This is a genomic window from Pseudoduganella buxea (assembly GCF_009720835.1).
Lineage (GTDB): Bacteria > Pseudomonadota > Gammaproteobacteria > Burkholderiales > Burkholderiaceae_D > Rugamonas > Rugamonas buxea.
In genome coordinates, this window is the sequence record NZ_WNKZ01000011.1 from 60,844 (window position 1) to 82,638 (window position 21,795).

A 21,795-nucleotide genomic window follows, 5' to 3' on the forward strand; every position below is an offset into this window, starting at 1 on the left:
TGACTAGGCCCGCCTGCGTCGTGCATATGGCCGGCCCGGGATGGCTCGGCTATACATACGGCACCGCATTCACTTGAAGGAAGCACCATGACAATCGACAGTTTCGCCACCCTGCTCGACGCCGCCAAAGGGCGGCCGGAACCGCAGCTGTTTCTGCTGACGTTTGCCGCGTTCGAGGCCGAGCCGCAGCAGCACGCCGCGCCGGGCCAGCCACCGCGCATGGCGCTGGCGCCGCTGGGCTGCGTGGACCGGCGCGCGCCCGAACTGGCCGGCTTCGATGACCTGGCGGCCGAAGCACGGCAGGCCCTGGGCGGCGCCCGTTGGGATGTGCTGCTGGTCAGCACCCTGTCCGGTTGCGCGGGCCAGTGGCCAGACGAGCGCCAGGCCGGAAGCGCGCTGCGTGCCATGGTCAACGCCATCAAGCTGGGGCAGATGAACGGGATGCTGGCCTTCGACCGCGACGGCGAACTGCTGCGCTGGGCCGCCTAGCGGCGCGGCAGGGTTCGCCGGCGCTACTGCTTGTCCTTGCCGGCGTCCTGCGCGGTGCCGGCACCTGGCCCATCCTCCTGCTGCGCATCGGGGAACGGCAGGATCGGTTCCAGCCAGTCCTCGCCGAACAGCTCGGCCGGATGCTGGGTGCGGTCCGAGCCGTTCCCGCAGGCCAGCGCATCGATGGGGCAGTACTTGTCGCAGCCCCAGCAGATGCGTTCGGGGTGGGCCGGCACGATCGGGAATTTCTTGGCCATGGGACTGTCCTCAGCCGGCGCAGGTGCGCAGCTTTTCCACGTCCGGGATGACGATATGCCGGCCCCGGAATGCGATCAGCTGGCGGGCCGACAGGTCGGCCATGATGCGCGAGAAGTGCTCCGGCGTCAGGTTCAGGCGCGAAGCCAGCACCGCCTTGGCGGCCGGCAGCGTCAGCTCCGAGCTGCCGGCGCCATCGCAGTCCTTCAGCAGGTAGCCGGCCACGCGCTGGGTGCCCGAGCGCAGCGAATACGATTCCATGTCGCTCATGAGGCTGTGCATGCGCTGCGACAGGCCGGCCAGCATGGCGCAGGCAAAATCGGGGTCGCCATGGATCTCGCGGAAGATGACGGGCTGCGAGACATGCAGCAGCATCGAGTCCTCCGTGGCCTGGGCCGTCACGATGTACGGCTTGTTCATGAACATCAGCGCTTCGCCGAAGCTGTGCCCCGGGCCGATCAGTTCGATGACCTTCTCGGCGCCGCCGTTCGACGTGAACGACAGCTTGACCTGGCCGTACACGACGATGTGAAAGCCCACGCACGGTTCGCCGCGCTGGAATACCAGCTCGCCCCGCGCGACCCGGACCTTGGTGGTGCCCAATGCGATCCGGTCCACTTCATCGGGCCGCAGCCGGGCGAACAGCGGCACCTTCGACAGGAAAGCCTGGATCTTGATGCGGGTCTGGTCCATCGTTGCCTCGTCAGTCATTCAGATGGTGCGCGAATAGCGCGGCCGCTGCGGTCCTTCCGGGACTGCGGCATACAGGTAGCGGTCGAAGGCCATGCAGATATTGCGGATCAACAGCCGTCCACGGGGCCGCACCTTGATGCCGCGGCTGCCCATGCACAGCAGCCCCTGCTCTTCCATCGGACGCAGGCGTTCCAGCTCGGCGGCGAAGTACTGCGCGGCCGGTATGCCGCCGGGAATGGCCAGCGCGGCGAAGTCGAGCGCGAAGTCGCACATCAGCGTGCCGATGACGTCGCGGCGCAGCAGGTCGTCGTCGTCGAGCGCCGTGCCGCGTGCCAGCGGCAGTTCGCCCGCATCGAGCCGGTCGTAATACGCGTTCAACGACTTCTCGTTCTGCGCGTAGCAGCGGCCCAGCGCACTGATCGCCGAAACGCCCAGGGCCACCATGTGCGCTGCCGCGTGCGTCGAGTAGCCCTGGAAGTTGCGCTGCAGCTGGCCGCTGGCCTGGCTGCGGGCCAGATCGTCGTCGGGCAGCGCGAAGTGATCCATGCCGATGTACACGTAGCCGGCCGCCGTCAGGCGCTCGATGCACACGCCCAGCATCGCCAGCTTCGCTTCGGCGTGCGGCATGTCTTGCGGATCGATCAGCCGCTGCGCCTTGAACAGGTGCGGCATGTGGGCATAGTTATAGACGGCGATGCGGTCGGGCCGCGCCGCGATGACCTGATCCAGCGTGGCGCCGATGCTCGTCACGCTCTGCCGCGGCAGGCCGTAGATCAGGTCGATGCTGATGGAGCAGAAGCCGGCCGCCCGCGCCGCATCCAGCACGGCGATCGTTTCGGCATGCGGCTGGATACGGTTGACCGCGCGCTGCACGTCGGGATCGAAATCCTGCACGCCCAGGCTGATGCGGTTGAAGCCCTGGCGGCGCAATGTGTGCACGCGCGCCGCGTCCACCGTGCGCGGATCGACTTCGATGGAAAATTCACCGGCGTCGTCGGCCGCGAAGGCAAAGCGGCGCCGCAGGTCCGCCAGCAGGCCGTCCATCTGGGCGTCGGACAGGAAGGTCGGCGTGCCGCCGCCGAAGTGCAGCTGCGTCACCGGGCCGAGGCCGGCGACCAGCTCCGCCTGCAGGGCGATCTCGCGCGCCAGGTAGTCCAGGTACTGGACCGCCTTGCCATGGTCCTGCGTGATGATCTTGTTGCAGGCGCAGTAATAGCACAGCGACTCGCAGAACGGTATGTGCACGTACAGCGACAGCGCATGAGGGCCAGGCTGGCCGCGCAGTGCCGCCACGGCCTGCCGGTAGGCGCCGGGCCCGAAACCGGCATCGAAGCGGTCGGCCGTCGGGTACGACGTGTAGCGCGGACCATGCCGGTCCAGCTTGCGCACCAGTGCCGCATCGAATTCGACGGAGCGGGCAATGGGGATGACGGTCGATGACATGAGGACTCTCCGGCGGATCAGCAGGGCATCGGCGCGTTCCGCCGCGCGTAGCACCACCACGTGATGGCGATGCAGGTGGCGTAGTAGGCGATGAAGCAGTACAGCGCGGCATCGGGCCGACCCGTCAGCGCGATCGACGTGCCATAGCTTTTCGGAATGAAGAAGGCGCCGTAGGCGGCAACGGCGGACGTGAAGCCCAGCACGGCGGCGCTTTCCTTGTTGGCGTCGACGATGGCCTGGTCCTGCGCGGCCTTCGGCTTGCCGGCGGCGGCGCGCTGGTGCTGCGTCATGAAGATAATGGGAATCATGCGGAAGGTCGACGCGTTGCCGATGCCGGTACCGGCGAACAGCAGCATGAACATCCAGAAGAAGCCCGTGAAGCTGCCGGGGCTGCCGGCCTGCGGCAGGAAGGCGACGACGCCGAAGACGGCGGCGATCATGCCGGCGAAGGTCCACAGCGTCACGCGTGCGCCGCCCAGCTTGTCGGCGACGATGCCGCCGGCGACGCGGGCCAGCGCGCCGACCAGGGGGCCGAGGAAGGCGTAGCGCAGCGGATCGACGTCGGGGAACAGCGTCTTGGTCAGCAGCGGAAAGGCTGCAGAGTAGCCGATGAAGGAGCCGAAGCTGCCCGTGTAGAGCCAGCACATCAGCCAGTTGTGCTTGCGCCCGAAGATCACGGCCTGCTCGGCGAACGAGGCCTTGGCCGAAGCCAGGTCGTTCATGCCGAACCAGGCCAGCAGGGTGCTGACGACGATGAACGGCACCCAGATGAAGGCCGCGTTCTGCAGCCACACGGCCTGGCCGTGGCCCGGCGTAACGGGCACCTGCGCGGCGCCGCCGATGGCACCGAAGATGCCGGTGGTGATCACCAGCGGCACGATGAACTGGACCGCCGACACGCCCAGGTTGCCCAGGCCGGCGTTCATGCCCAGCGCGTAGCCCTTCTGCGCCTTCGGGTAGAAGAAGCTGATATTGGCCATCGACGAGGCAAAGTTGCCGCCGCCGAAGCCGCACAGCAGTGCCAGCACCAGCATCGTCGGATACCCCGTGGCAGGATCCTGCACGGCCAGGCCGATGCCGATGGCCGGCACCAGCAGCGAAGCGGTCGACAGCGCCGTCCATTTCCGTCCGCCGAAGATCGGCACCATGAACGAGTAGAAGATACGCAGCGTGGCGCCGGACAGGCCGGGCACGGCCGCCAGCCAGAACAGCTGGTTGGTGCTGTACGTGAAGCCGATGACGGGCAGGTTGACCACCACCACGCTCCACACCATCCAGACGGCGAAGGCCAGGCTGAGCGCCGGAATGGAAATCCACAAGTTGCGGTTGGCGGTACTCCTGCCCTGCCGTTGCCAGAACACGGGGAGTTCGGGCTCCCACGTGTTGATCAGGTATTTGCTCATGAAGTGCTCCTTGGGTGAATGGGGTTATGCCGCCAGCGGCGACGCCAGGGGCGCGGTCACGTTGGCCGGCGTGGGCCGGAACGAGAAATGCATCCAGACCAGGGACACGCACACGGTCCCGTACAGCAGCATGAAGGCCGACGAGCGCACGCCGGTCAGGTCGAGCAGCGCGCCGAACATGATCGGCAGGACGAAGCCACCCAGGCCACCAGCCAGGCCGACGACGCCGGAGACGGCACCGATATTGTCGGCAAACTCGTCGCCGATGAACTTGAAGACGGAGGCCTTGCCGATGGCCATGGCAGTGCCGGCGACGAACAGCAGCGCCGTGAAGACCCACGGCGACAGCGACAGTTCCAGCGCCAGCGGGCCGTTGACGGTCTGCACCTGCATGCTCGTTGGCGGATAGGACAGCAGGAAGAAGCACACCCAGCACACCCACATGACGGACCACGTCACCTTGTAGGCGCCGTATTTGTCCGACACCCAGCCCCCCAGCGCGCGCAGCACGCCGCCGGGCAGCGAGAAGCAGGCGGCCAGCAGCGCTGCCAGGCCCAGGTCGAAACCGTACTGGGCGACGTAGTATTTCGTCATCCACAGCGCCAGGCCCACGTAGCCGCCGAAGACGACGGAGTAGTACTGGCAGTAGCGCCAGACGCGCCGGTCCTTCAGCACGCGCAGCTGGGCGGCGAAGCTGGTGGTGCCGCCCACGTTGTGGGCCGGGTCGGTATGGCTGAAGCACCAGAACAGAAGTGCCGTCGCCAGCATCGCCAGCGCGAAAACCTTGGGCAGCGCCTGCCAGCCCCACGCGGCGATGATGGCCGGCGCGACGAACTTGGTCAGCGCCGAGCCGGAATTGCCGGCGCCGAAAATGCCCATCGCCAGGCCGCGCCGCTCCTGCGGGAACCAGCGCGCGACATAAGGCGTGCCGACGGCGAAGCAGCCGCCGGCAAGGCCCAGCAGCAGCCCCAGTGCCAGGAACTGCCAGTACGCCGTGGCGTAGGCGATCAGCCAGACGGGGATCACCGTGGCCAGCATCACGCCGAAAAAGACGATGCGCCCGCCGAAGCGGTCGGTCCAGATCCCCAGCGGCACGCGCACGAGCGATCCGCTCAGCACGGGCATTGCCGCCAGCAGGCCGAACTGGGTTTCGTTCAGGCCCAGCATCTTCTTCACGGGAATGCCCAGCACCGCAAACATCATCCACACGGCAAAGCACACCGTAAACGAGAAGGTACTGCTGGTCAGTACCTGTAGCGCTCTTGTGTCGTTCTTCATTCCATCCTCGCACACCGTATCGATGCAGTCAGGGTACGCGGCCGGCAGCACGGGCACCATCGGCAGGAGGTCGGCCGCCCGGCAAGCAATCAGGTGAGCCGGCTAGGCCGAAATGACTAGGCACCGGCGACAGTCCTCATGCCGATGGCCGATGGCAGGACCGGCGCGTGCGGCCGTTCATAACCTGGGTCAAGAAAACCGTCATCCGGGATGCTTCGCCGGCCGCCCCGTCCTACCATCGCCGTGCGGTTCGCCGAACGGGCCGCACGATCAATCACGATGAGGAACCCCGCCATGCACGCCACGCGCAAACTCTGGACCTGGCTCGCCGTCATCTGCGCACTCTCCTTTGCCGTACTTGGCTGGGTGGGTTCGGAGATCTGGCTTGCCGCGCCGCCCATTCCCAGGCAAGTCGCCGCCAGCGACGGCATTACGCTGTTCCACGAAGGCCAGGTGGACCAGGGCCAGCAGGCCTGGCTGGCCGCCGGCGGCCAGCAGGTCGGTTCCGTCTGGGGCCACGGCAGCTACCTGGCGCCGGACTGGTCGGCGGACTGGCTGCACCGCGAAGCACTGGCGCTGCGCGAGATCCTGGCCCGCCGCGACCATACCGCCCCGTTCGACACGCTGCCCAGGCCGGCCCAGGCCGCGCTCGATGCGGCCGTACAGGAAGAAATGCGGCGCAATACCTACGACAAGGCCAGTGGCACCATCGTGCTGTCGCCCGAGCGCGCCAGCGCCGTGCGCCAGGTGGCGCGCCACTACCGGGCCCTGTTCGGCGTCGACCCCGCGCTGGAAGACCTGCGCAAGCAATACGCGATGGCCACCGGCGTGCTGACCGATCCCGCCGACCTCGATGCGCTGCCCGCGTTCATGTTCTGGTCGGCCTGGTCGGCCGCCACCGATCGTCCCGGCCATCCGGGGCTGAGCTACACGAGCAACTGGCCGCACGAGCCGCTGGTGGGCAACCGCCCCACCCCGGGCACCGGTATCTGGTCGATCGCCAGCGTCATCCTGATGCTGGCCGCGATCGCGGCGATGGTCTGGTTCCACGCCGCCCACAAGGAACAGGATGATCCGGCGCCGCCCGAGGCCGACCCGCTGTTCGCGATGAAGGCGACGCCGTCGATGCGGGCCACGCGCAAGTACTTCTTCGTCGTCATCGCCCTGATCCTGGTGCAGGTGGGCATGGGCGTCATCACCGCGCACTATGCCGTGGAAGGGCGCAGCTTCTTCGGCATCCCGCTGGGCGACATCCTGCCCTTCTCCGTCAGCCGCACCATCCACACGCAGTTCGCCGTGCTGTGGATCGCCACGGCGTGGCTGGCCACGGGCCTGTATATCGCGCCGGCCATTTCCGGCCATGAGCCGAAGTTCCAGAAGCTGGGCGTGGACGTGCTGTTCTACGCGCTGCTGTTCATCGTCGCCGGCTCCACCGCGTCGGGCTGGCTGGGCACCCTGCAGCACAAGGGCAGCGCGTTCGCGTTCTGGCTCGGTAACCAGGGCCTGGAGTTCACCAGCATGGGCCGTGTCTGGCAAGTGCTGCTGTTCGCCGGCCTGCTGTTCTGGGTCACGCTGCTGGGCCGGGCGCTGATGCCCGCGCTGAAGAAGCCGTCGGAGAGCCGCGGCCTGATCGTCATGGTGTTCCTGGCCGCGCTGTGCATCGGCGGCTTCTACGCCACCTCGCTGACGTGGGGCCGCCACACGCACTACTCGATGATCGAATACTGGCGCTGGTGGCTGGTGCACCTGTGGGTCGAAGGCTTCTTCGAGGTATTCGCCACCGCCGTCATCGCACTGCTGTTCGTGCGCCTCGGCCTGATCCGCGCGGCCGCGGCCAACAGCGCCATCGTGCTCGAAACCATCGTTTTCCTGTTCGGCGGCATCCTCGGCACCCTGCACCACTTGTACTTCACCGGCACGCCCACCTTCGTCATCGCACTGGGCGGCATGTTCTCCGCGCTGGAAGTGGTGCCGCTGTCGATGATCGGCATCGAAGCCTGCCGCAACTACCGGCGATCGCAGTCGGCGCCCTGGCTGCAGGCCTACAAATGGCCGATCCTGTGCTTCATCGCCGTCGGCTTCTGGAACCTGGTCGGTGCCGGCCTGCTGGGCTTCTCGATCAACACGCCGATCGCGCTGTACTACATGCAGGGCCTGAACATGACGGCCGCGCATGGCCACGCGGCGCTGTTCGGCGTGTACGGCATGCTCGGCATCGGCCTGCTGCTGTTCTGCCTGCGGGGCCTGTCGGCGCGCGCCGCCTGGTCCGATGCGCTGCTCAAGCCGATGTTCTGGTGCCTGAACCTGGGCCTGGCCATGATGGTGTTCATCTCGCTGGTGCCGGCGGGGATCGTGCAGGCCGCCGCCAGCATCGAGCATGGCATGTGGTACGCCCGCTCGCCCGAGCTGGTGCATTCGCCACTGATGGAAACCCTGGTGTGGCTGCGCGTGCCGGGCGATATCGTGTTCGCCGCAGGCTGCCTGTTCCTGGCCCTGTTCGGCTGGCGCCTGCTGCGCCGCCCTGCCCCGGTGCTGGCGGTACCGGCCACCACCAGGCACGCCGCCCGCACGCCGTGACGCACGGTACCTGCAGAACCACGCTGTTGTCGTACCGGGTGCCGGCATGGGCCGGGCAACCCCGCAAATCAACCAGAATCCAGGAGATATCGTGACCAGCACCACAAAAAAGATGGCGTCGGCCGATGCGCTGACGCGCATCGTCAAACGCGACGGCAGCGTGCAAGGCTTCGACGCCGCCAAGATCCTGTCGGCCCTGTACCGGGCTGGCGCCGCCAGCGGCGAATACGGCGTGGAAGCGGCCCAGCGACTGGCCCACAACACGGTGCTGCGCCTGCAGGCGGCACGCCAGGCACCGCTGTGCGTGGAGGAAGTGCAGGACCACGTCGAGAGCGTGCTGTATGACGCCGGCTACCGGCGCACATTGCGCCGCTATGTCGTCTACCGCGAGCAGCACCGCAGCCTGCGCCAGGACCGCAAGTCGCTGGTCGACGTGGAGACGTCGATCAACGAGTACCTGGATCGCCAGGACTGGCGTGTCAATGCCAATGCCAACCAGGGCTATTCGCTGGGCGGCCTGATCCTTAACGTGTCGGGCAAGATGATTGCCAACTACTGGCTCAATCACGTCTATCCGCCCGAAGTGGGCCAGGCCCACCGTGACGCCGACCTGCACATCCACGACCTGGACATGCTGGCCGGGTACTGCGCCGGGTGGTCGCTGCGCATGCTGCTGGCCGAAGGCCTGAACGGCGTGCCGGGCAAGGTGGAGTCGGGCCCGCCGCGGCACCTGTCCAGCGCCTGCGGGCAGATCGTCAATTTCCTCGGCACCTTGCAGAACGAATGGGCCGGCGCGCAGGCCTTCAGTTCCTTCGACACATATCTGGCGCCCTTCGTGCGCAAGGATGCGCTGACGTTCGAGCAGGTCAAGCAGTCGGTCCAGGAGCTGGTCTACAACCTGAACGTGCCGTCGCGCTGGGGCACGCAGACCCCGTTTACCAACCTGACGTTCGACTGGACCTGCCCGGACGATCTGCGCAGGCAGGTGCCCGTCATCGCCGGCATGGAACAGCCCTTCACGTATGGCGAGCTGCAGGCCGAAATGGACATGCTCAACCGCGCCTATATCGAAGTGATGATGGAAGGCGACGCCAAGGGACGGGCCTTCACCTTCCCCATCCCGACCTACAACATCACGCCCGATTTCGACTGGGACAGCCCGAACGCGGAGCGGCTGTTCGCCATGACTGCCCGCTACGGCCTGCCCTATTTCCAGAACTTCGTCAATTCGGAGCTGCAGCCGAACATGATCCGCTCGATGTGCTGCCGCCTGCAGCTGGACCTGCGCGAACTGCTCAAGCGCGGCAACGGCCTGTTCGGATCGGCCGAGCAGACCGGGTCGCTGGGCGTGGTGACGATCAACTGCGCGCGCCTGGGCCACCTGCACGCGGGCGACGAAACGGCCCTGCTGGCCGCGCTCGACCGGCTGCTGGAACTGGGCCGGGTCAGCCTGGAGATCAAGCGCAAGGTCATCCAGCGCCATATGGACAACGGCCTGTTCCCGTACACGAAGCGCTACCTGGGCACCTTGCGCAACCATTTCTCGACCCTGGGCGTGAACGGCATCAACGAGATGATCCGCAATTTCAGCGGCGACGCCTACGACATCACGGACGAACGCGGCACCGCGCTGGCCCTGCGCCTGCTCGATCACGTGCGCGCGTGCATGCTGCGCTTCCAGGAAGAGACGGGCCACATGTACAACCTGGAGGCCACGCCGGCCGAAGGCACCACCTACCGCTTCGCCCGGGAGGACCGCAAGCGCTATCCCGGCATCCTGCAGGCGGGCACGGAGCAGATGCCCTACTACACGAATTCGTCGCAATTGCCGGTCGGCTTCACGGACGACCCGTTCGAGGCACTGGAGCGGCAGGACGCGCTGCAGCGCAAGTACACGGGCGGCACCGTGCTGCACCTGTACATGACCGAGGCCGTCTCCAGCGCCGCCGCCTGCCGCGCCCTGGTGCGGCGGGCGCTGGGCCGCTTCGGCCTGCCCTACATCACCGTCACGCCGACGTTCTCGATCTGCCCGACGCACGGCTACCTGTCCGGCAGCCACCCGTTCTGCCCGAAATGCGATGCGGCGCTGCTGCAGCGCCGGCAGGCGCAGCTGCTGGCGGCGGCACCCTGAGCGCAGGGCACGATTGCTCATCAACCCCACCATGAAAGGCACACAATGACCGATCCAACCATGCCCTCCCTGTCGGCGGACGACCCCGAACGCCAGCCCTGCGAAATCTGGACCCGCGTGATGGGCTACCACCGCCCCGTCTCGTCGTTCAATACGGGCAAGCAGGGCGAGTTCCATGAGCGCCTTCATTTCGACGAGAAGCGCATCGCGCCGGCCGGGGCGGTGCCTTGACGACGGGTCGCCTGCTCAACGTGGGCGGCTTCACGCCGTTCACGGCCACCGACTATCCCGGCCGGCTCGCCGCCGTGGTGTTCGTGCAGGGCTGCGCGTGGCGCTGCGCCTACTGCCACAATCCCCACCTGCAGCCGCGCCCCGTGCGCAGCGCGCTGGACTGGGGCGACATCCTCGTCACGCTGGAGCGCCGGCGCGGCCTGCTCGATGCCGTCGTCTTCAGCGGCGGCGAGCCGACCACCGATCCTTGCCTGCCCGACGCGATGCGTGCGGTGCGGGCGCTGGGCTTCGAGGTGGGGCTGCACACGGCATGCATCTACCCCGACCGGCTGCGCGCCGTGCTGCCGCTGACGGACTGGGTCGGCTTCGATATCAAGGCGCCATTCGACGACTACGCAAGCGTGACGGGGGTACCCGGCAGCGGCACCGTCGCCCGTGCCTGCGTGGAGGCGATTATCGCCAGCGGCGTGCCGAGCGAGTGCCGCACGACGGTGCACCCGGACCTGCTGTCGCCACAGGCGCTGCTGCGCATGGGCGGCGAGCTGGCCGCACTTGGCGTCGTCCACTACGTGATCCAGCAGTTTCGCCCGCAAGGCTGCGCGGACGCGCGGCTGCGCCTCGCCACCGGCGTGCCGTATCCGCCCGAGGACACGGTGGCCGGCCTGCGTCGGCGCTTCCCCAGCTTCCTGCTGCGGCACGCTTGAACGGCCCCCGCTGCCAAACTGGAAATCTTTGACGTAAGTCAAGGATTTGTGCCGACAGCTGAGCAGACAATGGCGCCAACGCAAAGAGAAAGGACAGAACATGATGATGTTTTACGATGGCCTGAAGGCCCCGTCGTGCAGGAACAGTCCAGCGCAACTTGACGGCGACGACCCGCTGCACTGGCCTGCCACGCTGCTGGACGTGCGCGGCATGGAAGCGCCCGAGCCGCTGGTGTGCATCCTCGACGCGCTCGACACGCTGGCCGACGAGGGCAAGCTGCACGTGCTGATCGACCGCGAACCGCACCCGCTCTACGGCGTGCTGGAGCGCCATGGCCTGCGCCACCGCACCTGCCCGACGGGCGACGGGCGCTACGAACTGCTGATCTGGCAGGCGTACGGCGCGCGCGCCGCCTGAGGGCCGGCCGGGCCATGCAACGCATCCTGATGTTCGACCTGACCCCGCCGCTGGCATTGCCGATGCGCTTCTTCCTGACGGTGCCGGCATTCGCCCTGCTGGCGGCCGGACTGCTGCTGTGGCAAGGCGAGGCGGCGCTCGCCACGCGCTGGTCGCCCGTCACGCTGGCCCTGACGCACCTGCTGACGCTCGGCTGCCTGTGCATGGCGATGATCGGCGCGCTGCTGCAGATCCTGCCCGTCATGGCCGGCATCGCCGTGGCCGGCGGCACGCGCGTGGGCCGTGCGCTGCACGGTGCCCTGTGCGCCGGAACATTGCTGCTGGCCGCCGCCTTCCTCGCCGGCATGCCGCTGCTGTTCGCGCCCGCAATGCTGCTGCTGGGGGGCGCCTTCCTGCTGCTGATCGGCTGCTGCACGGTGGGCCTGTGGCAGCAGTTCCCCAGCGGCGCGGACGCGTCGCTGACGGCGATCCGCCTGGCGCTGGCCGCGCTGGCCGTAACCGTCGTCCTCGGCCTGCTGCTGGCGGCCGCGAATGCGTGGCCGGGCCGCTTCACGCTGCCGCTGGCGCGCGTGACGGACCTGCATGCCATGTGGGGCCTGTTCGGCTGGACCGGCCTGCTCGTGATCGGCGTCGCGTTCCAGGTCGTGCCCATGTTCCTCGTCACCGAATGCTATCCGCGCTGGCTGACCGGCAGCTTTGCCACGGCACTCTTCCTGCTGCTGGTTACCGCGTCGCTGCCGGTGGCCGCGTTCCGCCTGGCCGGCCTCGTCCTGCTGGGCGCAGGCTACGCTGCCTTCGCCTGCGCGACCCTGTTCCTGCTCGCGCGCCGCAAGCGGCCCGCGCCCGACGCCCCGACGCTGTTCTGGCACACGGCCATGGCAAGCCTGCTGGCGGCGCTCGCCACCGGTGCGCTGCCCTCCTCGCCGGCGATGGACCTGCTGCGTGGCGTGCTGCTCGTCGCCGGCTTCGCGCTCTCCACCATCAACGGCATGCTGTACAAGATCGTGCCTTTCCTGGCGCGCTACCACGCACGCCATGCGACGCCGGCACCGGCCGCCCCGCTGCCGGCCATTCACCGCATCATTCCCGACGCGCGTGCGCGCTTCCAGTACCTGCTGCACCTGGCGGCGCTTGCCCTGCTCGCGGGCGCCTGCGGATGGCCGGCGCTGCTGGCACGCCCGGCGGCCGTGGCGCTGGCCGTTTCCTGCATCGCCTGGTGGCTCAACCTGGTGGCGGGCCTGCGCGCCTGTGGTCCCGGTGCGGGACGCGCCGCGAATCCCTCCAGTTTTACCCTTGCTCCCGGAGCCCCGTCATGAAACCGCTGTGTCTCGCAAAACCTGTCTTCACACCCCTGCCCGGGGGCCGCATCGCCGTGCTGGTCAGCCTCGAAGGCCATCGTATCCACCGGCTGTGCGACGACGTGCTGTCGCCATTGCGTCAGCGGCCCGTGACGGTCCGGCGCGATCCGATGGTGGCGGCGTTGTTCGGCAGCGGGGGCTGCGCGGGTGGGCAGCGGGCGGCGCCACCTGGCGATCGTGATGCCGCTACCTGGCGGCCGGGTAGCGATAGTGCCCCGTGATGGGAAAGGCGAACAGCACGTCCTCCTGCTGCGTACCGGCGCCGATATTGTGGATCACCAGCGGCGTGCCTTGCGGCGAGCGCGCCTCGGCCACGATGCCGATATGGGGCAGTCCCTGCGGCAGGCGCCACGTGACGATATCGCCGGCCCGGTAATCCCGCAGCTGCGCCGAGGGTTCGAGCGACGTGCCATGCCGGCGGAAGAAGGTGGCCAGGTTCGGTACCCGGCGATGGTCGATATTGCGATCCGGCCCCTTCATCCCCCAGGTGGCCGGATACGCCTTCCAGGCCCGCCGCATATCATCGTGCACACGCTGCTGCAGATCGACCCCGACGGCGCGGTAGGCGCGAATCACGACATCGGTGCACACGCCGCGGTCCCGCGGTACGTCACCATTGGGATAGGCAATGCGCTGGTAGCTGCCGTCGTAGTGCAAGGTGACGCCGATCTGGCCGCGGGCGGCGCTGACCAGATCGGGTGGCGCTGCGGCCAGGGCCGGCAGCGAGATGACGCCGGCCAGCAGCAGACGCAGAAGCAGAAGCAGCAGCGGGAGCCGGAGGCGTGGCGTCATCGGACGTATGGCAGGCGTGTGTGACATGATTGGCAGGATAGCTTGTCCGGATCGACCCGGGCTCGATAGCGTATGCGTCCGGTCAAGCCGCAAGGGCCACCGTTTCCCGACTCGGCCCGATGACGAATGATCCTGCGCAACGCCGGCGCCGTCAACGCCGAAAAAGATGCCGGCCCGGTGCAATCTGCCGGCGAGCAGGCGCATCACGAGTGTAAGCGCGGCGTCTTGCAGACTGTCAGCGCATGATCTTGCACGAACTGTCGTCGTCCCCAGTGTGCTGGAAGACGACCGCCTTGCCGGTTTTCGCATTGGTATAGCGCACGTATTTGCCTTGCGTATTCCCGGCACCGGTCTGGACGAAGGTGTACTCGCCAGCCGGCTTCTTGCCCACGATCCCGGTCCTAGTGGCTTCGTAATTGCCCAGGCCAGGGGAATCCGTATCGGTGCTGACGTGCCTGGCCAATACCAGAGGAATGATCTCCGTCGAGCCATCATGCTGCACGAAGGCGCCGACCTCCTTTTTCAGGTCCTGGTCGACATAACGGCGAAACGCCATGCGGGTCGGCTTGCTGTCTTTTCCCGCTGGGACGCGAACATAACATTCCGTTTCGACGTGGATTTCTGCTTGCGCATTCGTGGTGCCGTACAATGCGGCAGCAACAATGAGATACCTGATCATCGTCGATTTGATTGGTAGGCCTCCCCGGAGTCGAACCGGGCACCAACGGATTATGAGTCCGCTGCTCTAACCAGGCATGAGCTAGAGGCCCTGAGGTGTTGCGGATGCGTGAGGGTGATGCGGGACTGCCCTGCACGGGTTCGTTGGAAGGGATGCACCAAACGAACTCGGCAGAATAGAGGCTGGCCAGGCTCCCGTCAAGTTTTAGTGACGGGAGCCCGGGCCGGCGCTCAGTTCCCTTCCAGGAAGCTTTTCAGCTTGTCCGAACGGGACGGGTGGCGCAGCTTGCGCAGGGCCTTGGCTTCGATCTGGCGGATACGCTCGCGGGTGACGTCGAATTGCTTGCCGACTTCTTCCAGGGTGTGGTCCGTCGACATTTCGATGCCGAAGCGCATGCGCAGTACCTTCGCTTCGCGGGGCGTCAGGGAATCGAGCACGTCCTTGACGACGCCGCGCATCGACGCGTGCAGGGCCGCGTCCGATGGGGCCAGGGTGTTGTTGTCCTCGATAAAGTCGCCCAGATGGGAATCGTCGTCGTCGCCGATCGGCGTTTCCATCGAGATCGGCTCCTTCGCGATCTTCATGATCTTGCGGATCTTGTCTTCCGGCATCTCCATCTTGATGGCCAGGGTGGCCGGATCGGGCTCGGCACCCGTTTCCTGCAGGATCTGGCGGCTGATGCGGTTCATCTTGTTGATCGTCTCGATCATGTGCACGGGAATACGGATCGTGCGGGCCTGGTCGGCGATCGAACGGGTGATGGCCTGGCGAATCCACCACGTCGCGTAGGTCGAGAACTTGTAGCCGCGACGGTACTCGAACTTGTCCACCGCCTTCATCAGGCCGATGTTACCTTCCTGGATCAGGTCGAGGAACTGCAGGCCCCGGTTCGTGTACTTCTTGGCGATGGAAATGACGAGGCGCAGGTTGGCCTCCGTCATTTCACGCTTGGCCTTGCGCGCCTTCATTTCGCCGGCCGCCATCTGGCGGTTGATGTTGCGCAGGTCCGGCAGCGGCAGCACGACGCGGGCTTGCAGGTCGATCAGGCGCTGCTGCAGCTCCTTGATGGTCGGGATGTTGCGGCCCAGGATGGCGCTGTAGGCGTGGTTGGCGGTGACTTCGCCGTCGACCCAGTCCAGGTTCGTTTCATTGCCCGGGAAGACCTTGATGAAGTGGGCGCGCGGCATGCCGCACTTGTTCACGGCCACGTCGAGGATCTGCTTCTCGATATGGCGCACTTCATCCACCTGGCCACGCAGGGTGTCGCACAGCTTTTCCACGACCTTCGCCGTGAAGCGGATGCCCAGCAGCTCGTTCGAGATGGCCTCCTGCGCCCGGATGTACGACTTCGAGCTGTAGCCTTCCTTCTCGAAGGCCTTGCGCATCTTGTCGAACTGGTTGGCGATTTCGTTGAACTTGTCCAGCGCCGTGTTCTTCAGTGCTTCCAGCTGTTCGGCCGAGTAGCCGGCGGCCGCGCCCGACGGGCTGGCCTCTTCCTCTTCCTCGGCTTCTTCCTCTTCCTCTTCCTCGTCTTCCTCGTCGTCTTCCGTGGCGGGCGGGGCCGCGGCGGGGGCGGGCTGGTCGTCGCTCTCGTCGACCAGGCCGTCGACGATTTCGTCGATCTTGATCTCGTCGTTACGGATGCGGTCGGACGTGGCGATGATCTCGGCGATCGTCACGGGGCAGGCGGAAATGGCCTGGATCATGTCCTTCAGACCGTCTTCGATGCGCTTGGCGATTTCGATTTCGCCTTCGCGCGTGAGCAGCTCGACCGAGCCCATCTCGCGCATGTACATGCGGACCGGGTCGGTGGTGCGGCCGAAATCGGAGTCGACGGTGGACAGGGCCGCTTCAGCGGCCGCTTCCGCTTCGTCGTCGCTGGTGACGGTGGCGACATTGTCCGACAGCAGCAGCGTTTCCGCGTCCGGGGCGTGCTCGTAGACGGCGATGCCCATGTCGTTGAAGGTGCCGATGATGCCTTCGATCGCTTCCGGATCGACGATATTGTCGGGCAGGTGGTCGTTGATCTCGGCATACGTGAGGAAGCCGCGTTCCTTGCCGAACTTGATCAGGGTCTTCAATTTCTGGCGGCGGCGCTCCAGCTCTTCCTCGGTCGCTTCCGTGTCGGACGAGAACGCGTCTTTCAGCAGGGCCTTTTCCTTGGCCTTGCGGTCCTTGGCCTTGGCCTTGTCGACGGCCTTCAGCTCGGCGCGCTCGACAGCGTTGAGCGCGGCGACTTCGTCGTTCTCGGGCTGGAATTCCTTCGGCTTGCGACCGCGCCGGCCCGGTACCTTGACGGACGGGAGCACGTAGCCGGACGTGTCGATGGCGGCCAGGGCCGCGGCGTCCGTGGTCTGACTCACCACCGGTGGCGTGTTGGCAACACGCGTCTCCGGCTTGTCGGCCGTCTTGGCCGCCTGGGTGGTCACTTTGCTGGGCTTTGCAGCCGCTTGGGTTTCAGGTTTCTTTGCTGGCACAGGCGCTTTCGATGTCACAACGACTTGCTTACGGGAACCTCGTTCGACCCGCTGCCCTTGCGCGCGCGGGTCTTGCCAGATTCCCCTACGGGTTAGACGATGCCGATATCCCGCCTCGGATTGCCCTGCCAACCTGTTGCACTTTCACGTTTACTTCCGGCCTGCCGCCATCCGTCTCCATCAGCGGCCTTTCCCTGCCGGACCTTACCGCTTGCAACGGTTTTTCGGGTCCTTCCACGGGTCCTTCCACGGTCCTTCCATGCTACGGCACTGCTACAAACTATTTGCCCAAACTGCGGCGCTTGCTGGCTGTCTCCCGGCGACAGACCTGACGCTGTCATCGGCGCGATCCGGCTTGCAAAGCCGACTGACTACAAAGCTGCGATCGACGACAACCATGAACGTTCGACCATAGATCGCAGAAATTCTACTGTATCACTGCGCTCGGGGGCTAGAGCGGACATTGGAGGCGGGGCATTTCCGCCCACTTCGGCGACAAGAAACTCGCGCCGTTCCACTGTTGTCCGGCCCGCCCGCCGACGCTGCGGCCCAGCGCCGTTCGAGAGCCTAACTCACTGAAAACAAACACAAATCCTGAACTGAATACTTTGCCAAAGTAATCAAATACTTAGCGTTTTATTATAGCACGTCACTTTTCGAATACCAGAAAGGCAAGACCGAAGCGGAACGTGCGGCCGGCGGCGAAAATACGTCAGCGATAACTCTTATCGGCTTCCTGTTCGCGCAGCAGCTGGCCTTCCAGTGCTTTTAATTCGCGGTAGCCCGCCATCAAAACGTCGGCCGGCTGTTTTGCCGAGACGGCGGCGGTAATCGCATCCATCACGATATTAATCTCGACCTTTACCTGTTCCAGTTTCAGCTGGCGCACGGTGGCGGCCAGCCACAAGCGTTCCGTGTCGATTTCCGGCTCCGGCGCGGCGGCGATTTCACCGATGATCCCGTCGTAGTCGGGCCCCAGCTCCTTCAATTGCTGGGCCAGCGCGGCGAACGTGCCGTTCGGCCCCAGCGCCTGGGCCTGCTGCACGAGCTGCCGCAGGTGCTCGGCCTGCTCGGGGCCGAACTGGCCGCAGGCGGCCAGCGCGTCCTCGTCCATCAGCTGGGCCAGCGACGGATGCGTCACCAGCACGCGGATGATCTTCTGTTCCAGCCCCACGGCGCCTTCGCGCTTGCCCCGGGGCGGCGCCTTGCGGCTGGCCGCGACCGGCTTGCTGAGCTCGAACAGCTGCTCGATCTCGCCGGGCGTGCTCTGCGTCATCGACGCCAGGCCCCGCACGATCTGCAGGCGCAACGCCGACGGCGTCATGGCCTGCAGCAGCGGCTTGGCGTCGAACTGGGCACGGGCGCGGCCCTCCGGTTCGTCCAGGTCGTGCTCGCCGGCCGCCTCGCGCAACAGGAACTGCGACAGCGGCATCGCATCGCTGATCTGCTGCTCGAAGCCTTCGGCGCCGAACTCGCGGATATAGCTGTCAGGGTCGTGCTCGGCGGGCAGGAACAGGAACTTGATGGTCTTGTCGTCGGACACATGAGGCAGGCAGGCTTCCAGCGCCCTGCGGGCGGCACGCCGGCCGGCCTTGTCGCCATCGAAACTGAAGATGACGGTGTCGGTCTGGCGCAACAGTTTCTGCACATGCACCGTGGTGCAGGCCGTGCCCAATGTGGCCACGGCCTGGGCGAAGCCCATCTGGGCCAGCGCCACCACGTCCATATATCCTTCCGTGACCAGCACATACCCCGCATCGCGGATCGCCTGGCGTGCCTCGAACAGGCCATACAGTTCGGAACCCTTTGAAAATAAAGGCGTCTCCGGGGAATTCAAGTACTTTGGTTCGCCCTGTTCCATGATGCGGCCGCCGAAGGCGATGACCTGGCCCTTGGTGTTGCGAATCGGGAACATGATGCGCTCGCGAAAGCGGTCGTAGCGCTTGATGTGGCGGCCTTCCTCGTCCACCTTGTCGATGACGAGGCCGGCTTCCACCAGCGCCACGGCGTCATACGCCGGGAAGACCGACCGCAGGTTGTCCCAGCCTTCGGGCGCGTAGCCCAGCGCGAAGCGGGCCGCCACCTCGCCCGTCAGGCCGCGGCCCTTCAGGTAGGCAATGGCGTTCGGCGCCTGGCGCAACTGGGTCTTGTAATACTCGGCGGCCAGGTTCATCGCCTCCGACAGCGCCATGCTCTGTGCCTGCATCTGCGCGCGCTGGGCCGGCGGAATCTTGTCGTCCTGCTCGGGCACGACCATGCCGACGTTCTGCGCCAGGTCCTTGACGGCGTCGACGAAGCCCATGCCGGAGTATTCGATCAGGAAACCGATCGACGTGCCATGAGCGCCGCAGCCGAAGCAGTGGTAGAACTGCTTGGTCGGGCTGACGGTGAAGCTGGGCGATTTTTCGTTATGGAAAGGACACAGGCCCTGGAAATTGGCCCCCGCCTTTTTCAGCTGCACATACCGGCCCACCACGTCGACGATGTCGACGCGGTTGAGCAGGTCGGAGATGAAGGATTGTGGAATCACGTTGGTACAGTCTTCTCGAAACGTTGCTCAGAAAATGGGGACAGACCCCATTTTTGCAGCAATATCAAGCGGGAACCAGGGCCTTCTTGACGAGGCCGGAGACGGCCGTCATGTCGGCGCGGCCGGCCAGCTTCGGCTTCAGGATGGCCATCACCTTGCCCATGTCCTGGGGACCGGCAGCGCCGGACTCGGCCACGGCGGCCTTCACTTCGGCGGCGATCTCGTCGTCCGACAGGCCGGCCGGCATGTAGGCGGCCAGCACGACCAGTTCCGCTTTTTCGATATCGGCCAGGTCGGCACGGCCGCCCGCTTCGAACTGGGTGATCGAATCCTTGCGCTGCTTGATCATCTTCTCGACGATAGCAACCGTCTGCACGTCGTCGACTTCGATCTGTTCGTCCACTTCCTTGCGCTTGATTTCGGCAAGCAGCAGGCGAATCGTGTTCAGCTTGCCGGCTTCCTTGGCGCGCATGGCGGCCTTCATGTCATCGGTAATCTGGGCTTTCAGGCTCATGGTGACCTCGAAAAAGTGGGATCAAAAAACGGGAATCCAAAAAGGAAAACCCGCTGCGGCCGAACCGGAGCGGGTGTGCACGCACGCAAACGAGCCGGGAGGCGAAATGCGCCGTCGGCAGGCTCGCAGCGAAGCGGAAATTAGTACAGCTTCTTCGGCAGTTGCTGGCTGCGGATGCGCTTGTAGTGACGCTTCACGGCAGCGGCCAGCTTGCGCTTGCGCTCTGCTGTTGGCTTCTCGTAGAACTCGCGTGCGCGCAGTTCGGTCAGCAGGCCGGTTTTTTCAATGGTGCGCTTGAAGCGGCGCATGGCGACTTCGAACGGCTCGTTTTCTTTAAGGCGAATAGTGGTCATGTAAAAATTCAAACCGTTAGAGGGTTTTTAGGAAGACAGCGATATTAGCAGCTTTTGTCCAGACTAGCAACAGGCGTGAACGCTAAACCGGCCCGGCGGGCGGTGACACCACAACCGAAAACGTCGGGCTTTGTCTTGCCCCGCTAACATCAGGAATCGTTGCAACGTGATGAAACTGTCACAACGGGAGCGGAATGATATCAGATCGCCAGCCCGGCCGCCATCCCCGATGCCCAGGCCCACTGGAAGTTGTAGCCGCCCAACCACCCCGTCACATCCACCGTCTCGCCGATGAAGTACAGGCCGGGCACCTTGTTGGCCATCATGGTCTGCTGCGACAGCTCGCGCGTGTCGACGCCGCCGCGCGTCACTTCGGCCTTGCGGTAGCCTTCGGAGCCGTTCGGCGTCAATGTCCACGCGTTCAGGGCCTGCCCCACCTTGCGCAGCTGTGCGTCCGGCATGTCGGCCAGGCGGGCATCGAGCGGGAAGCCGTGGGCCTGCAGCAGGCCTTCGGCCAGGCGCGCCGGCAGCCACTGGGCGATGACGTTGCCCAGCTGCTTCTTGATCGTCCCCTTGCCTTCGATCAGCACCTGGGCCACGTCCATTTCCGGCAGCAGGTTGATGACGATGGGCGTGCCGGGCAGCCAGAAGCTGGAAATCTGCAGGATGGCCGGGCCGGACAGGCCGCGGTGCGTGAACAGCAGATCTTCGCGGAAGCGCGCGCCGGTGGCCTTGCGGCCCTTCAGCGACCCCGTCTCCACGTCGACTTCCAGCGAAATGCCGGACAGCGACGCGAACGGCTGCCACTGGGCCTCGTCGAAGGTCAGCGGCACCAGCGCCGGGCGCGGCTCGACCAGCCCCAGGCCAAACTGTTTGGCGACCCGGTAGCCGAAGTCGGTGGCGCCGATTTTCGGGATCGACAGGCCGCCCGTGGCGATGACGACTGCGGCGGCATCGATCTCGCCGCTGTCCGTCTGCAGCAGGAAGCCCGTGTCCGTCTTCGCCAGCGATTCGACCTTGGCCGGCATGCGCCAGTGCACGTCGCCGGCAGCGCATTCGGCCTTCAGCATCTCGATGATCTGCTCGGCCGAGTCGTTGCAGAACAGCTGGCCCCGGTGTTTTTCATGGTGGGCGATGCGGTATTTCTTTACCAGCGCGAGGAAATCCTGCGGCGTGTAGCGCGACAGGGCGCTCTTGGCGAAGTGGGGATTTTCCGACAGGAAGTTGGCCGGCCCCGCATTGATATTCGTGAAATTGCAGCGGCCGCCGCCGGAAATGCGGATCTTCTCGGCCAGCTTGGTGGCGTGGTCGATCAGCACGACCCGCTTGCCGCGCTGTGCGGCCGCTGCCGCGCACATCATTCCGGCCGCGCCCGCGCCAATCACTGCCACATCAAACTGTTTCGCCATCATCCGCCCCGGTCAAACCCGCCATTTTACGCGAGGGCGACCGTGCTCGCTGCACACAATT

At 65.9% G+C, this 21,795-nt stretch carries 17 protein-coding genes, 1 tRNA gene and 1 pseudogene; 6 read left to right on the plus strand and 13 right to left on the minus strand.

The window, feature by feature from the left end; translation table 11 throughout:
- Positions 1-87: 87 nt before the first annotated feature.
- On the plus strand, positions 88-489 hold the full coding sequence (locus tag GM672_RS06395; RefSeq protein WP_155469693.1) for a hypothetical protein: 402 nt from the start codon (positions 88-90) through the stop codon (positions 487-489).
- A 23-nt stretch (positions 490-512) separates the two neighbouring features.
- Here GM672_RS06395 and GM672_RS06400 read toward each other — a convergent pair whose 3' ends face one another.
- The 5 genes from GM672_RS06400 to GM672_RS06420 are packed head-to-tail and all read right to left on the minus strand — an operon-like array spanning position 513 to position 5,561.
- The gene (locus GM672_RS06400; RefSeq protein WP_155469694.1) at positions 513-746 is read right to left on the minus strand and encodes a DUF3079 domain-containing protein; all 234 of its coding nucleotides are present in this window, start codon (positions 744-746) and stop codon (positions 513-515) included.
- A gap of 10 nt (positions 747-756) precedes the next feature.
- Entirely contained in the window at positions 757-1,437 is a 681-nt protein-coding gene (locus tag GM672_RS06405; RefSeq protein ID WP_155469722.1) for a Crp/Fnr family transcriptional regulator, read from the minus strand.
- 18 nt (positions 1,438-1,455) lie between these two features.
- The gene (gene hemN / locus GM672_RS06410; RefSeq protein WP_155469695.1) at positions 1,456-2,880 is read right to left on the minus strand and encodes an oxygen-independent coproporphyrinogen III oxidase; all 1,425 of its coding nucleotides are present in this window, start codon (positions 2,878-2,880) and stop codon (positions 1,456-1,458) included.
- A gap of 17 nt (positions 2,881-2,897) precedes the next feature.
- Entirely contained in the window at positions 2,898-4,283 is a 1,386-nt protein-coding gene (locus GM672_RS06415; protein WP_155469696.1) for a NarK family nitrate/nitrite MFS transporter, read from the minus strand.
- 24 nt (positions 4,284-4,307) lie between these two features.
- Complete coding sequence (locus GM672_RS06420; RefSeq protein ID WP_155469697.1) at positions 4,308-5,561, minus strand: MFS transporter; 1,254 nt, start codon at positions 5,559-5,561, stop codon at positions 4,308-4,310.
- 294 nt (positions 5,562-5,855) lie between these two features.
- Here GM672_RS06420 and GM672_RS06425 point away from each other — a divergent pair, with 294 nt between their 5' ends.
- The 5 genes and pseudogenes from GM672_RS06425 (at position 5,856) to GM672_RS29710 (ending at position 12,938) form a co-directional block, all read left to right on the plus strand.
- The gene (locus GM672_RS06425; RefSeq protein ID WP_155469698.1) at positions 5,856-8,138 is read left to right on the plus strand and encodes a nitric-oxide reductase large subunit; all 2,283 of its coding nucleotides are present in this window, start codon (positions 5,856-5,858) and stop codon (positions 8,136-8,138) included.
- Between the two features lie 112 nt (positions 8,139-8,250).
- A pseudogene (locus GM672_RS06430) lies at positions 8,251-10,476 on the plus strand (ribonucleoside triphosphate reductase); the annotation flags it as partial.
- A 44-nt stretch (positions 10,477-10,520) separates the two neighbouring features.
- Positions 10,521-11,204: an anaerobic ribonucleoside-triphosphate reductase activating protein gene (locus GM672_RS06440; RefSeq protein WP_170299953.1), complete on the plus strand. Its 684-nt coding sequence runs from the start codon at positions 10,521-10,523 to the stop codon at positions 11,202-11,204.
- Between the two features lie 100 nt (positions 11,205-11,304).
- Entirely contained in the window at positions 11,305-11,622 is a 318-nt protein-coding gene (locus GM672_RS06445; RefSeq protein WP_229417582.1) for a DUF2249 domain-containing protein, read from the plus strand.
- A gap of 14 nt (positions 11,623-11,636) precedes the next feature.
- Positions 11,637-12,938 carry a permease gene (locus tag GM672_RS29710; RefSeq protein WP_155469701.1) on the plus strand — a complete coding sequence of 434 codons (1,302 nt, stop codon included), beginning with the start codon at positions 11,637-11,639 and terminating at the stop codon, positions 12,936-12,938.
- A gap of 228 nt (positions 12,939-13,166) precedes the next feature.
- Here GM672_RS29710 and GM672_RS06455 read toward each other — a convergent pair whose 3' ends face one another.
- From GM672_RS06455 to GM672_RS06490, 8 genes are all read right to left on the minus strand, one after another.
- Positions 13,167-13,772 carry a DUF1287 domain-containing protein gene (locus tag GM672_RS06455; RefSeq protein WP_155469702.1) on the minus strand — a complete coding sequence of 202 codons (606 nt, stop codon included), beginning with the start codon at positions 13,770-13,772 and terminating at the stop codon, positions 13,167-13,169.
- Positions 13,773-14,007: 235 nt separating this feature from the next.
- Complete coding sequence (locus tag GM672_RS06460) at positions 14,008-14,451, minus strand: hypothetical protein (protein WP_155469703.1); 444 nt, start codon at positions 14,449-14,451, stop codon at positions 14,008-14,010.
- A gap of 12 nt (positions 14,452-14,463) precedes the next feature.
- A tRNA-Ile gene (locus GM672_RS06465) sits at positions 14,464-14,542 on the minus strand.
- 139 nt (positions 14,543-14,681) lie between these two features.
- A complete protein-coding gene (rpoD, locus tag GM672_RS06470) occupies positions 14,682-16,880 on the minus strand; it encodes an RNA polymerase sigma factor RpoD (RefSeq protein ID WP_371867038.1) in 2,199 nt (732 codons plus the stop codon).
- 760 nt (positions 16,881-17,640) lie between these two features.
- Positions 17,641-19,458: a DNA primase gene (dnaG, locus tag GM672_RS06475; protein WP_170299952.1), complete on the minus strand. Its 1,818-nt coding sequence runs from the start codon at positions 19,456-19,458 to the stop codon at positions 17,641-17,643.
- A 64-nt stretch (positions 19,459-19,522) separates the two neighbouring features.
- Positions 19,523-19,972 carry a GatB/YqeY domain-containing protein gene (locus GM672_RS06480; protein WP_155469704.1) on the minus strand — a complete coding sequence of 150 codons (450 nt, stop codon included), beginning with the start codon at positions 19,970-19,972 and terminating at the stop codon, positions 19,523-19,525.
- 140 nt (positions 19,973-20,112) lie between these two features.
- Positions 20,113-20,325, minus strand: coding sequence for a 30S ribosomal protein S21 (gene rpsU, locus GM672_RS06485; protein WP_005665410.1), 213 nt, complete (start codon positions 20,323-20,325; stop codon positions 20,113-20,115).
- A gap of 200 nt (positions 20,326-20,525) precedes the next feature.
- The gene (locus GM672_RS06490) at positions 20,526-21,734 is read right to left on the minus strand and encodes a BaiN/RdsA family NAD(P)/FAD-dependent oxidoreductase (RefSeq protein WP_155469705.1); all 1,209 of its coding nucleotides are present in this window, start codon (positions 21,732-21,734) and stop codon (positions 20,526-20,528) included.
- Positions 21,735-21,795 lie beyond the last annotated feature (61 nt).

Coding starts and splice junctions, on each gene's coding strand:
- GM672_RS06395 (WP_155469693.1), top strand. CDS start 88: ATGACAATCGACAGTTTCGCCACCCTGCTCGACGCCGCCAAAGGGCGG.
- GM672_RS06400 (WP_155469694.1), bottom strand. CDS start 746: ATGGCCAAGAAATTCCCGATCGTGCCGGCCCACCCCGAACGCATCTGC.
- GM672_RS06405 (WP_155469722.1), bottom strand. CDS start 1,437: ATGGACCAGACCCGCATCAAGATCCAGGCTTTCCTGTCGAAGGTGCCG.
- hemN (WP_155469695.1), bottom strand. CDS start 2,880: ATGTCATCGACCGTCATCCCCATTGCCCGCTCCGTCGAATTCGATGCG.
- GM672_RS06415 (WP_155469696.1), bottom strand. CDS start 4,283: ATGAGCAAATACCTGATCAACACGTGGGAGCCCGAACTCCCCGTGTTC.
- GM672_RS06420 (WP_155469697.1), bottom strand. CDS start 5,561: ATGAAGAACGACACAAGAGCGCTACAGGTACTGACCAGCAGTACCTTC.
- GM672_RS06425 (WP_155469698.1), top strand. CDS start 5,856: ATGCACGCCACGCGCAAACTCTGGACCTGGCTCGCCGTCATCTGCGCA.
- GM672_RS06445 (WP_229417582.1), top strand. CDS start 11,305: ATGATGATGTTTTACGATGGCCTGAAGGCCCCGTCGTGCAGGAACAGT.
- GM672_RS29710 (WP_155469701.1), top strand. CDS start 11,637: ATGCAACGCATCCTGATGTTCGACCTGACCCCGCCGCTGGCATTGCCG.
- GM672_RS06455 (WP_155469702.1), bottom strand. CDS start 13,772: ATGACGCCACGCCTCCGGCTCCCGCTGCTGCTTCTGCTTCTGCGTCTG.
- GM672_RS06460 (WP_155469703.1), bottom strand. CDS start 14,451: ATGATCAGGTATCTCATTGTTGCTGCCGCATTGTACGGCACCACGAAT.
- GM672_RS06480 (WP_155469704.1), bottom strand. CDS start 19,972: ATGAGCCTGAAAGCCCAGATTACCGATGACATGAAGGCCGCCATGCGC.
- rpsU (WP_005665410.1), bottom strand. CDS start 20,325: ATGACCACTATTCGCCTTAAAGAAAACGAGCCGTTCGAAGTCGCCATG.
- GM672_RS06490 (WP_155469705.1), bottom strand. CDS start 21,734: ATGGCGAAACAGTTTGATGTGGCAGTGATTGGCGCGGGCGCGGCCGGA.